At 37.0% G+C, this 13640-nt stretch carries 8 protein-coding genes and 1 tRNA gene; 4 read left to right on the top strand and 5 right to left on the bottom strand.

The features are described 5' to 3' along the window. Positions 1-11: 11 nt before the first annotated feature. From DZ858_RS05785 to DZ858_RS05775, 3 genes are read right to left on the bottom strand one after another with little or no spacing between them, the layout of a single operon-like run. Entirely contained in the window at positions 12-893 is an 882-nt protein-coding gene (locus tag DZ858_RS05785) for an LpxL/LpxP family acyltransferase (RefSeq protein WP_117158631.1), read from the bottom strand. 54 nt (positions 894-947) lie between these two features. Continuing rightward, positions 948-1679 carry a 3-oxoacyl-ACP reductase FabG gene (fabG, locus tag DZ858_RS05780; RefSeq protein ID WP_117158629.1) on the bottom strand — a complete coding sequence of 244 codons (732 nt, stop codon included), beginning with the start codon at positions 1677-1679 and terminating at the stop codon, positions 948-950. A 2-nt stretch (positions 1680-1681) separates the two neighbouring features. Next, positions 1682-3208 (bottom strand): HAL/PAL/TAL family ammonia-lyase, encoded by a 1527-nt coding sequence (locus tag DZ858_RS05775; RefSeq protein WP_117158627.1) that lies wholly within the window; start codon positions 3206-3208, stop codon positions 1682-1684. A gap of 107 nt (positions 3209-3315) precedes the next feature. Here DZ858_RS05775 and DZ858_RS05770 point away from each other — a divergent pair, with 107 nt between their 5' ends. After that, a complete protein-coding gene (locus DZ858_RS05770; protein ID WP_117158625.1) occupies positions 3316-4551 on the top strand; it encodes an NAD(P)/FAD-dependent oxidoreductase in 1236 nt (411 codons plus the stop codon). 58 nt (positions 4552-4609) lie between these two features. Here the strand turns inward: DZ858_RS05770 and DZ858_RS05765 are convergent. Then, a tRNA-Gln gene (locus DZ858_RS05765) sits at positions 4610-4682 on the bottom strand. A gap of 193 nt (positions 4683-4875) precedes the next feature. Between DZ858_RS05765 and DZ858_RS05755 the strand changes: the two genes are divergently transcribed. Together DZ858_RS05755 and DZ858_RS05750 are read left to right on the top strand one after the other, a co-directional pair. After that, positions 4876-8172 carry a glycosyltransferase family 117 protein gene (locus DZ858_RS05755; RefSeq protein ID WP_117158621.1) on the top strand — a complete coding sequence of 1099 codons (3297 nt, stop codon included), beginning with the start codon at positions 4876-4878 and terminating at the stop codon, positions 8170-8172. Positions 8173-8177: 5 nt separating this feature from the next. After that, entirely contained in the window at positions 8178-8834 is a 657-nt protein-coding gene (locus DZ858_RS05750; protein ID WP_317124715.1) for a polysaccharide deacetylase family protein, read from the top strand. Here DZ858_RS05750 and DZ858_RS05745 read toward each other — a convergent pair. Beyond that, positions 8826-10319, bottom strand: a complete 1494-nt coding sequence (locus DZ858_RS05745; RefSeq protein ID WP_117158617.1) for a hypothetical protein — start codon at positions 10317-10319, stop codon at positions 8826-8828. The two genes, DZ858_RS05750 and DZ858_RS05745, sit on opposite strands and share 9 nt — an antisense overlap. A 483-nt stretch (positions 10320-10802) precedes the next feature. Between DZ858_RS05745 and polA the strand changes: the two genes are divergently transcribed. After that, the gene (gene polA, locus DZ858_RS05740) at positions 10803-13640 is read left to right on the top strand and encodes a DNA polymerase I (RefSeq protein ID WP_117158615.1); all 2838 of its coding nucleotides are present in this window, start codon (positions 10803-10805) and stop codon (positions 13638-13640) included.

Raw genomic sequence — 13640 nt, 5'->3', positions numbered from 1 at the left:
CTCAATTGCATTTAATCAATATCATCCCAAAAGTCGTAAAAATTAAACCATTGCAGCGGATATTGGTTTAAAATCTCTTCTAAACTTTGGGTGTATTTAGTTAATAAACCACTAGCATCGCGTCGCGTTACGGCCACTTTTCTTGCGTATAAATGGTAATGACGTTTCGGTTCGCGCATCACATATACAAATAATACCGGGACCTCTAATCGAGTTGCTAAAAGGAAAGGACCTACTGGAAATTTTGCTTGTTTTCCAAGTAAAGAAGCTTCTATGGTTTTGGCAACATCCATATACCGATCGCCGGAAATACAAACCATTTTATTTTGAGCTAATGCGGCGTTTATTTCAAAAATATGGGACATATTATCTTTTACAATGATGAAATTCTCTTGCTTTCGGTTTATCACCGAACCTACATATTCTTTTATATTCTCGTGGTCTTGATCGGTAATAACAATGCTGATATTAGCTTCTTCATCTAAATCATTAAAAAAGTACTGCGCCATTTCAAAGTTGCCAACATGAGCACTGATCAGGATTCCGCCTTTATTGAGTGCTAATGTTTCTTTTAAATTTTCAATGCCGTCAAACTCGTAGGTGTATTTATCCCGAAGCCCAGATTGAATGGCAATCCTATCGACCAAGGTTTGACCGAATTGGTAATAACCTTTGTAAATATTCATTGAACTTTTAAACCAAGAATAGTGCTTCCGTTTTCTGAAATAATAAAAGAGTCCGCGGACATTTTTTCTAGAAAACAGACAAAAATAAGGAATCGGCAAATGCATCAAGGCATACGCAGCGCGAATACCAAAGTTTTTGATAAAAAAGACAAATACTTTAAACCCGAAGACCGTCCCTCGTGATTTTCCGTCCCACTCTGCCGCCATGTGCGTTATTAAATTAGCAATTAGATACGTGGCAAAATTACAGGAATTTTTGGCTTAGGAGTAGATTCCGCCATTAATATTAATGACTTCGCCCGTGATATACGATGCTTTTTTGGAAGTTAAAAAAGACACTAAATGTGCAACTTCCTCGGGATTGCCAAAACGGTTTAATGGAACCATTTTTTTAAGCTCTTTTTCGTCTAGATCTTCCGTCATCTCGCTTTTAATAAACCCCGGCGCCACCGCGTTTACGGTAATATTGCGTTTTCCTACTTCTTGCGCAAGTGATTTGGTTGCTGCAACTACTGCGCCTTTCGCGGCAGCGTAGTTTACTTGTCCAGCATTGCCTTTTACACCAGCCAATGAAACAATATTAATAATACGCCCGTAGCGATTCATCAACATATTTTGAATAAGGTGATTGGTGACATTAAAAAAGCTATTAAGATTGGTGTTTATAACTGAATTCCAGTCTTCCGGTTTCATCCACATAAAGAGTCCGTCTTTTGTAATTCCGGCGTTGTTTACAAGTATTTCGATAACGGCTTCCGGATTGTTATTCTGAAAAGTCTCCAAAGCATCAACCACAGATTCCCTATTTGAAACATCAAACGGAAGCAACGAACCTTTTCCACCTGTTTTTTCAATGGTTTGCAATGTTTCAAGAGCCGCCGTTTTATTTTTATAGTAATTTATAAGAATATGATACTCGCTATCGGCAGCTAGTTGTAGACAGATTGCTTTTCCTATTCCTCGTGAACCTCCTGTAACCAATGCACATTTCATAATTATATTTCAGAATTAATTAGATGTTCTTTTACTTCTTTCACATACGGATACATCACTTCATCTTCTTTAAAAGGAGGTACAATCGACCTGATTTCATCATATAATTTCTTTGTTTTTGAAGAAACTTCACCTTGAATTTTCAAATATTCTATCGCCTGAACCACTGTTATTAACTCAATAGCGACCACTTCATAGGTGTTTTCAATTACTTTTTTGGTGAGTAATGCTGCATTGGTGCCCATACTCACAATATCTTGATTGTCATTATTATTTGGGATGCTATGCACATACATCGGGTTGGAAAGCGTTTGATTTTCTGCAGTTGTAGAAACAGCTGTAAATTGCACGCCTTGCATCCCATAATTCAACCCTAACTCACCTAAATTTACAAAAGGAGGAAGAATTCCGTTGAGTTTAGAATTGAGTAAATAATTTAACTGTCGTTCGGCAAGCATACTCATTTTAGTGACTACCAGTTTCAATTTATCCATTTCTAACGAAATGTAATCGCCGTGAAAATTTCCGCCGTGATACACTTGCTGTTTTTTAACATCAACAATTGGGTTGTCGTTGGCTGAGTTTACTTCTTCCAGAACAATTTTCTCCACATTTTGCAGCGTATCTAACACTGGTCCCAAAATTTGCGGCACACAACGTAAGGAATAATACTCTTGTACTTTTTCTTCAATTACAGATTCCGTATGTTCCCCATTATATAAATGATGCTCGCGTTTTCGGGTCAGTTTGCTATCCTCCAAATGGCTTCGCATACGTTCGGCAATTTGCTGTTGTCCGCTGTGCTTTTTGGCTTCATTTAACTCAAAAGAGAGATGATCATCGTACGCTTTTACTATTTCATTAATAGCCGAAGAGCACGCCACTACCCAATTAAGTAAACGTTTCGTAAAAATAGTATTCAGAATACCCACTCCGGACATAATGGATGTGCCATTCATCAATGCGAGTCCTTCTCGAAGGGCAACTGTAATGGGTTGTAAGTTTTCGGTTTTAAAAACTTCTGCGGTTGGCTTAGTTTTACCTTTATAAGTTACTTCGCCTTCGCCAATCAGTACCAACGAAATATGCGCCAATTGAACCAAATCGCCACTTGCACCCACGCCACCGTGTTCATACACAACCGGAATAATATCTCTATTTATAAGCGTTGTCATTAACTCGACAACCGATGGATGAACCCCAGATTTACCAATTGCTAACGTGTTTAAACGCGCCAACATAGATGCTTTTACGTATTTTGGCGGAATGGGATTTCCCGTTCCTGAAGCGTGGCTGCGTATTAAATTATATTGAAGTTGAATGCGTTTGGAATCGTCAATTTTATATTGCGCCATCGGGCCGAAACCCGTATTAACACCATAAATAATTTTATTTTCAGAGAATTCCGTTAAAAAATCGAAACTATCCTGAACCGTTTTTAAAACCGAATCATCAATGGATATTTTTGTTTCAGAAAAAACGATATCCTGAAAATCTTGAAGTACCAACCCTTCTTTACCTATTATCATTTGAAATAAATTGGAAATTTTAGCAAATTATCCTGCAATAACCAACGTAATGTAGTTATTTTGGGGTGTAAAATTATAATAAAAAACTATTCTTTTACCCTTATTGAATGACTGAACAAGAAATTGATATCTTAATTATTGGTGCAGGACCTTCGGGCTCGGTAGCAGCAGCCTATTTACACCAACAAGGGTTCAAAGTACAAGTAGTAGAAAAAAGCAAATTTCCTCGGTTTGCCATTGGTGAAAGTCTGTTGCCTCGCTGTATGGAACATTTTGAGGAAGTAGGGTTATTAGATTGTCTGAAATCTGAAAACTTCCAGATAAAAAAAGGCGCTCGGTTTTTAAAAGAAGATAAAAGTTGTCACTTCGATTTTAAGGAAAAACACACTGAGGGTTGGGATTGGACTTGGCAAGTTCCGAGAGCCAAATTTGACGAAACTTTGACAAACGAGCTTCAAAAAAGAGGTATTTCCATTTCCTTTGAAACTGAAATGACAGGGATTGAATTTCATGCAGACGGAACTTCAAAAACGACGATAAAAACTTCAGAAGAGAAAGCAGATATAATTTCAGCAAAACATATTATTGATGCTAGTGGTCCGGGACGGGTTATTCCGAAGTTATTACATCTTGTGAAACCTACAACATCTCAAGGGAACTCATCAATTTTTACCCATGTTGAAGATATTAAAAGGCCAAAAGGCGAAGAAGGCACGTTAATAACTTTTGATGTGGTTACTGATGAAGCTTGGCTTTGGGTCATTCCGTTCTCTAACGGAAATACGAGTATTGGTTTTGTGGGCCCTTCAGAATTTATCGATTCTTTTTCGGGTGCATCTTCTGAAAAACTTCGGAAACTTTTAAACCTTTCAAAACACTATAAAAAAAGGTTTGAAAATAGCGACTTTTTATTCGAACCCAAAGAGTTTAAAGATTTCTCTTCGTCCATGAATGCGCTTTATGGAAAAGGTTATACCATTACCGGGAACAGTGCAGGTTTCTTGGATCCCGTTTTTTCATCTGGAGTAACGTTTGCAACGGAATCTGGATTATTGGCCGCTAAATTAACAGCCAGAAAACTACGAGACGAAGTAGTGGATTGGGAAAGGGATTACGAAAACCACTTAAAACAAGGCGTCGAAGTTTTTAAAACGTATGTTGATGAATGGTACTCTGGTAACCTTCAGAAAATATTCTTTGCTAGTACTATAAACCCTGAAATTAAAAAACAAATCTGCGCAGTATTGGCTGGTTATGTGTGGGATACCAGCAATCCATTTGTAAAAAACCACCAACGGTTAGTGAGGACATTGGCTAAGGTTATAGAAATTGAAAATAAATAATTCTGGATTATCCTTTAAATAAAAAAAGTCCCAAACTTTTTATAGTTTGAGACTTTTGTTGGCCCACTAGGGCTCGAACCTAGACTCTTCTGTACCAAAAACAGACGTGTTGCCAGTTACACCATGGGCCAATACCGTAATGCGGTTGCAAATTTAATACAAACTTTTTCTTCCGCAAATAAAAATACCAAAAAATCTTGCTTCAATGTAAACTTTTTAAAAAAATCATAAAATAACACATTGTTTCGGTACGTTACATAGTTTTGGTGGTTTGCACTACGTATATTATTAGTAAATTCGCCACAACAAAAACTGTACGAGCTTATGGCTTCTTTCAACTTTAAAAAATGGAACCAGATTTTAGGTTGGTCCGTATTTCTTATATCCCTTATTACTTACTGGCTTACAGTAGAACCCACTGCCAGTTTTTGGGATGCTGGTGAGTATATAACTACAGCAAGTAATCTAGAAGTTGGGCATCCACCTGGAGCTCCTCTGTATCAATTATTGGGAGCATTTTTCTCCATTTTTGCTATGGAAGCTTCAAACATTGCACTTACCATTAACCTGATGTCGGTTTTTGCCAGTGCTTTTACCATCTTGTTTATGTTTTGGTCGCTTACTATTTTATTAAGAACAGTGATTTTAAAGCATAAAGAATTAACCAAAAGCTCTGCAATCGCAATATTAGGAAGTGCTGTGGTAGGATCGCTCAGTTTTGCTTTTACCGATAGTTTTTGGTTTAGTGCTGTGGAGGCCGAAGTATATGCTTCTTCAGCATTTATTACTGCGGTTTTGTTTTATTGTGGCCTGCGTTGGGAACGTGAAATGAACACCCCTAGAGGCGACAGATGGGTTATTTTAATTTCTTTTATCATCGGGCTTTCCTTCGGGATTCACTTTTTAGGACTGCTTACTATTCCGGCTATTGGGTTTTTATACTTTTTCAAAAACTATAAAACCATTTCAGTTAAAAACTTTATAATTGCTAATGTAGTGATGGTAGCGATCTTACTGTTTATCTTTAAGTTATTGTTGCCGATGACCCTGAAGTTTTTCAGTGCTTCGGAACTCTTCTTTATAAACAGTATTGGCTTGCCTTTCCATACCGGGACACTTATTGCTGGTATTTTATTTATTGCATTGTTTTATTTCGGATTACGGTATACCCGCAGAAAAAACCATACACAGTTTAACACTTTGTTGCTTTGTGTGCTGTTCATTTTTATAGGTTTTTCAAGTTGGTTGATGCTTCCTATTCGTGCTAATGCGGGAACCGTAATTAATGAAAATAACCCTGACAATGCCCGAGAATTATTAGCTTATTATAATCGAGAACAATACCCACAAACCCATTTATTTTATGGCCCTCTATTTACTGAAGCATATGTAGGTTTAGATCCAGACAATCCATATAAAGACGAGAAGCCAAAATATGAAGAAGATGAGAAAGCTGGTAAATACGTTATCGTAAACGAATATAAAAATGCTGGGCAAAACACCGATGATTCGCAAAAAGCATATCTACCCAGAATGTGGAGTGTAGAGAACAATGCCAATTATTTGGAGTTTACTGGAGGACTTGATTTTACAATAAAACCCGAATACCGAAATGAAAAACGATTGGTACAAGAGGTAAATAAATTTAAACAAGCTTACGACCAAGGCGTCGTAGATAGTAAAGACTACGATAAATTTTTACGTGAGTTTGGGGTAGCACTCAATATTGAAAAACCATCCTTTGGCCAAAACCTCAAGTTTATGTTTGAGTATCAGTTTGGTTATATGTACTGGCGCTATTTTATGTGGAATTTCGCCGGAAGACAAGACGATGTGCAAGGGCAATATACCGACCTGCACGGAAACTGGCTGAGTGGTATCGACTTTATAGACGAACTCCGTTTAGGCTCACAAGATAATCTGCCTAGTGATGTTAAAAACAATAAGGCCCGAAATACCTACTTTTTCCTGCCCTTAATATTAGGAATTTTAGGAGTGGTTTTCCTCTTTAAAAATGATAAAAAGAAATTCTGGGTGCTACTCGTCTTTTTCCTGTTTACAGGCCTAGCCCTAAAAATATACCTCAACGAACGCCCTTTTGAACCTCGAGAACGGGATTATGCACTGGTAGGCTCGTTTTACATATTCGCTATGTGGATTGGTTTTGGAGTCTATGCCCTTTTTGAAATGGTAAAAGAATACCTGTCTCCAAAAATTGCCATTCCAGTTGTGCTGAGTGCTACTTTATTAGCTTCGCCAGTCTTGTTAGCGTATCAAAACTGGGATGACCATGATCGTTCAGATCGATATACCGCTAACTCGATGGCAAAAATGTATCTCGATTCGGTTGATGAAAATGCCATCTTGTTTACCATTGGGGACAATGATACGTTTGCCTTGTGGTACGCACAAAATATAGAAGGCTACCGTCAGGATGCTCGTATTATTAATACTAGTCTCTTTCAAACCGATTGGTATATAGACGATATGAAAAAGAAGGCGTTTACTAGCGATCCTATTCCATCGCAATTAACGCATGATAAATATCGGTATGGAACTCGAGATTTTCTCTATTACCAAGAAACCAAGCAAGATACTATAGACATCAAAACTTGGATGAATTGGGTTGCAAACGATAGCCCTGCTACACGTGTTGAACTGGAGAGTAACCAAATGGCAAATACCTTCCCTTCAAAAACCATTCGTATTCCGGTTGATAAAGAGGCTGTATTACGCAATGGTATTGTTCCACAGGAAGATGCTGATAAAATTGTAGATGAGATTTACATTCAGCTAAAAGGAAATGTTATTTACAAAAACCGAATGATGATGTTGGACATTATCGCCAATAACGATTGGGAACGCCCTATTTACTTTAGCGGTGGTGCTTTTGGCGATGACGATTATTTATGGATGAAGGATTATCTACAATTAGACGGAGTTGTATATAAATTAGTACCTATAAGAACACCTGTTAATCCACGTAATCCGTTTGACATGGGCCGTGTTGATACCGATAAAATGTATGATATCGTTATGAACTGGGATTGGGGAAATAGCGGAAGTCCAGACATATATCATGATACCGAAACCAGAAGAAATGGTATTACGTACCGAAGCAACTTAGCGCGTCTAGCCGAAAATTTAATTAATGAAGGCAAGAAAGATAAAGCTGAAGATGTTTTAGACTTAGCAATGGAGAAAATGCCCGTTAAGTATTTTGAATATTACTCGCTATTAGAACCTTTTGTTTTAGGGTATTATGAAGTAAACAAACCTGAAAAGGCCCGAGAATTATACGAAGAAGTCGCTAAAAAATACCAAGAAAAATTGTTGTATTACAGCGGAATGAAAGTAAAAAAACAATACAATATTGCTGATGAAATAATCAGTGATATGGAACGTTATCGTGGCCTAGTCGATATTATAATAGTCTACGATGATGAAACTTTTGCTAAAGATGAAGCCTCTGAATTTAATGACTACTTAAAGCTCTTCCGTCATTTTTATAATGAAAGCGAAGGCGTTGATGTGGAGCAAGATCTTCAGCAAAAAGAGTCTATCCAGATAATGGCAGATTCGGTTCCTAGTGAAGTTATAAACGAAGCAATAGAAGAGTAAAAAAAGTGAAACTGCGTTTGGTAACAGTGCCCAAATTTGTGCAACGGATCTATCCGAAGCGAATTTGGGCATTGCCAAATAATGAAAACAAGGTTTATCTTACTTTTGATGACGGTCCAATCCCCGAAGTGACGCCCTGGGTGCTAGACACCTTAAAGAAATACAACGCCAAAGCCACTTTTTTCTGTATTGGCGATAACATAAAAAAACATCCTGAAATTTTTCAAAGGATAATTTCTGAAGGTCATTCAGTGGGCAACCACACGTTTCATCATTTGAATGGATGGAAAACAGAGACCCAAAGTTATGTTGATAACGTTTTGCTTTTTAAAAAAGAAATACAAAGCACTCGTTATTCGCACCTTGCGCCTCGTACTTCGCTGTTCCGTCCTCCGTATGGAAAAATTACTTCCAAACAAGCTAATCTGCTTCAGCAAAAAGGATATAAAATAGTTATGTGGAGTGTATTGAGTTATGATTATGATGCTTCCGTTTCAGAAGAAAAATGTCTGCAAAATGTGTTGCAAAACATTGATACTGGAACTATTATCGTTTTTCATGATAGTATAAAAGCACAAAAAAACCTTCGGTATGTGTTACCGAAGGTTTTGGAGTATTGTATTAAAAATAATTTTTCTTTAAATAAAAATGCCTTAATCTAAGGTTAAACTGACTGAATAAATTTGAATATTACTTCTTCCTGTTCCTGAAGCTGATATTCTTTGCCCAAATATCCTAACATAATCACCAGGATCTAATGTAACCTTACCACTTAAAGGAATCGCTCTTACTAAATCATCTACACCTTGAGCCCCTACTTCTTCATATACCTCTGTACCCAATGGCACTTCAATTGGATTACCACCACTACTATATCTTCTTATATAAAAAACATGTACGGTCGCTACACCAGTTGTTGGTAAAGGTGAAGGCTTATAAGAAAGATTTCCTCTTATACTAAACGTCCTGGTTTCTTTCCCTTCATACTCTAAAACATTATTACTACCTGTAACTGTAGGTGTCGAATTTGAAAATCTAAACATTTGCCCTGGATCTATTGAAGCGTTGATGGGAGTTGGTGTGGCTATACTAAATACAGTGTTGCTAGTTGTTGAGTTCCTTGTAATGTAAAAATTTCCTGATGCATTATCATCACTTTCCCTAGGTATACCTGGCGCATTTACTTCCCAATTAACAGAAAAATTATAACCAGGATACGTGTTTGCCATAGGATAGCCATTAACATCTGTTCCAGCTCCTGAAAAAACAGTTCCTTGAATAATCCCTGCACCAACAGAAGGGTTTGAACTTACATCAATACCTGTATTACCAGATGAAACAGCAGACAAACCACTTACTTTCTCTATTAAACCAAAATTGTTGGTAAACGTCTCATACGTACCTGTATTGTTCCCAAACCAAGCTTGATTATTCAATAACAAATTGCCAATATTAGAGTATGTAATACCATTGGAATTATTTACAAATTGAACAATATTAGAAAAATACACACCAAAGTTTGAAATACTCCCAACACTTCCACTCATTCCATCTACAATTGTATTTTGAATCAATAAAGTAGAATTTGTTGAAATCCCCGGACCATTTAGACTAAAGGCTGTTGTGCCTTCTAAAGTAACATTTCTAATAGCTCCTCCTGTGTTTCCCTGAAAAACAACACCAGGTGCAGAAAGCACATCTTCATTGGCATCCAATCCTGAAACATACGCATTGTTTAAATCAATGGGAGCAGTTAAATCAATAGTCCCATTAATTTCATAATACGTGTTTTCATCTAATGTTATAGTTCCACTGGTGACTCCTGGAAAATCCGCTACACTCTTAACAAGTACATAATTATCTCTTTTTTCATTATCAGAAAAAAATGGAACCCAATTAGGAGTAGTACTATCACCCTCATTATAATAATATGTATTTTCATCTGTGTCAAATACCAACAAACTGTTTGCAGGATCAACAATTGCATCCCGCTCGCCTGAGGTCATTCTTGGAATTAATAATCCTTGTGAGTCAGAGTCAATCTCTAACATAGATGAGGAGTGTGGATCTGTGGTACCGATTCCTACTTGTGCGTAAGAAAAACCGGTAAATAATAAACTTAAAAGGAGTAATTTTATAGACTTCATAGCTTTGGGGATTTGTAAGGTTATTTAATCTGGGCACGAATGTATGCCATTAATCCTTTAAAGTAACCTTTTTATCGTAGAAAAAATAATAAATGTGTTTTATTTGTAAGTATTTAAATCACTTTAACAATACTTTAAAGATTTGATGTGTATTTTTAAGAAACCTTAATAGTAAGGTAATCTGTATAATGGTAAAACAAATTAGATTTACTATCGAAAAGAGAGCTCTTTTCAATAGTAATCAAAACTAAAAGTCGCTTTTGAGGAGGAGCGACTTTTTAATTGTTAAAACTTTAAAAAAGGAAAACCAGTTTTACAAGTCTTACGTATGTATTAATAAGTGTAAGTAACATTCAGTTGCCTTGCACTATAAATCACAGATAAAAGTCGTTTTTGAGGAAGAACGGCTTTTATTTTTTTATGGAAACACCCTATTTCTGAAGTCTTCTTTTTACTTTTGAGGGAAACACAATTTACCATTCCATGTCTGATAAAAAACGCCTGTTCCTTCTCGATGCCTATGCTCTAATATTCCGTGGCTATTACGCACTTATTAAAAACCCACGAATCAACTCAAAAGGGCAAGATACTTCAGCTATTATGGGTTTTACTAACTCCCTATTTGATGTTATTCGTCGTGAAAAACCCGATCACATTGCTGTTTGTTTTGATAAAGACGGTAGTAAAGAACGAAAGGAAATGTATCCAGAATATAAAGCCAATCGTGACGAAACTCCAGATGTTATTAGACAATCCATTCCTATTATTAAAGACATTATAAAGGCGATGCATATACCTTGTGTAGAAATTTCAGGAATGGAAGCAGATGATATTATTGGTACGTTGGCTAAACAAGCTGAAAAAGAGAATTACCAAGTGTTTATGGTGACACCCGATAAAGATTTTGGGCAATTGGTTTCAGAAAATATTTTTATGTATCGCCCAGCTCGAATGGGAAATGCCATTGAAATATGGGGAATTCCTGAGATACAAAAACGCTTTGGGGTAGAACGTCCCGAGCAAGTGATAGATTATTTAGGAATGATGGGCGATGCTAGTGATAACATTCCCGGATTACCTGGCGTGGGTGATAAGACAGCCAAAAAATTCATCAAGCAATTTGATTCTATGGAAGGCTTGTTAGAAAACACCGACCAGCTAAAGGGTAAGATGAAAGAAAAGGTAATTGCCAATGCCGAATTAGGACGACTTTCCAGAAAACTAGCGACTATTTTTACCGATTGTGAAGTAACCTTTAATGAAAAAGATTACGAAATGTCGATGCCTGATTCTGAAAAGGTTCAGGAAATATTTGAAGAGTTAGAATTTAGAAGGCTGCGCGATCAATTTTTAAAACTTTTTTCTTCAGAAGGGGCACAAGAAGAGGTAACAAAAGTTTCCAATTCTGAAACCGCTAAAAAAACATCGCAATCTGCTGGTACAGGTCAATTTTCTTTATTTGGTGGGGATGGAGAAGCCGCTACAGAAGCAGAAGCGTACAATTCTCGAAAAACTATAAAAGATACCGAGCATTTTTACCAAACCATTAAACCTGGGATGGGTACTAAATTGTTTCTTCAAAATTTAATGAAACAAAAAAGTGTGTGTTTCGATACTGAAACTACAGGTTTAAATCCATTAACTGCCGAATTGGTCGGGATTGCTTTTTCTTGGGAAACAGGAAAAGGTTTTTACATTCCTTTTCCCGAAGATAAAGACGAAGCGCAAAAATTAATTGAAGAATTACGTCCTTTCTTTGAAGCAGAAGACATTGAAAAAATTGGTCAGAATTTAAAATATGACATTAAAGTCTTGGCTAAATACAATGTAGAAGTGAAAGGAAAATTGTTCGATACCATGTTAGCACATTACCTTATCAATCCAGATATGCGGCATAATATGGATGTATTAGCTGAAACATATCTCAATTATACGCCTGTTTCCATTACCGAACTCATTGGCAAAAAAGGAAAGAATCAAAAATCGATGCGAGATGTTCCGGTGAAAGATCAAACCGAATATGCAGTAGAAGATGCAGATATCACGCTTCAACTAAAAGAGCATTTTGCCAAAGAATTAGGCGAAGCAAACACTCAAGAGTTGTTTGATGATATTGAGATTCCACTACTTCGCGTATTAGCCGATATGGAATTGGAAGGAATTAAATTAGACAAAGAATACCTTGGCAGTCTTTCCGAAGCACTAAATAACGATATTGACCGCTTAGAAAAAGATATTTACGAAGAAGCTGGAGAAGAATTTAATATCGCTTCTCCGAAACAATTGGGTGATATTCTCTTCGGAAAAATGAAACTGGTTGATAAACCTAAGAAAACAAAAACAGGGCAGTTTTCCACTGCGGAAGATGTACTTTCCTATTTGGCGAAAGATCATAAAATAATTCGGGATGTATTAGAATATCGCGGCTTAGCAAAATTAAAAAGTACGTATGTTGATGCCTTACCCGAACAAGTGGAGGAAAGTACGGGTCGCGTCCATACAGATTATATGCAAACCGTCGCCGCCACTGGGCGATTGAGCAGTAATAACCCAAACTTGCAGAACATTCCCATCCGTACGGAGCGAGGTCGCCAAGTGCGAAAAGCATTTGTACCTAGAGACAAAGACTACACCTTGCTGGCCGCCGATTATTCTCAAATTGAATTACGCATCATCGCTGCTTTAAGTGAAGAGGATACCATGATTGAAGCGTTTAAAAACGGCGAAGACATTCACGCTTCCACCGCTGCAAAAGTTTTTAATGTTCCAATTGACGAAGTGACAAGGGAACAACGTAGCAACGCTAAAACCGTGAACTTCGGAATTATTTATGGTGTTTCAGCTTTCGGATTAAGCAATCAAACCGATTTATCCCGAAAAGAATCAAAAGAATTAATTGATACCTATTACAAAACCTACCCGAAGCTTCGAAATTACATGAGCGAATTGGTCGATTTTGCCCGTGATAATGGCTATGTACAAACTGTTTTAGGAAGGCGTAGATACTTGAATGGCATCAACGGAAGCAACGCTATAGTTCGTGGTGCCGCAGAACGAAACGCAGTAAATGCGCCCATACAAGGTAGCGCCGCTGATATTATAAAATTGGCGATGATCAACATTCACAAAAAAATGGGGGAAGCCAACTATAAAAGTAAAATGCTACTTCAGGTACATGATGAATTGGTGTTCGATGTATATAAACCAGAATTAGATGAGCTTCAAAAACTCATTAAAACGGAAATGGAAAACGCTTACACTATGAAAGTTCCCTTAGATGTTGAAATTGGGTTAGGTGATAATTGGTTGGAGGCGCATTAA

It is taken from the genome of Marixanthomonas ophiurae (genome assembly GCF_003413745.1).
In the GTDB taxonomy this organism is placed as follows: Bacteria; Bacteroidota; Bacteroidia; order Flavobacteriales; family Flavobacteriaceae; genus Marixanthomonas; species Marixanthomonas ophiurae.
The sequence above is the reverse complement of the archived record's forward strand: the minus strand, read 5'-3'. Positions and strand labels throughout refer to the sequence as shown.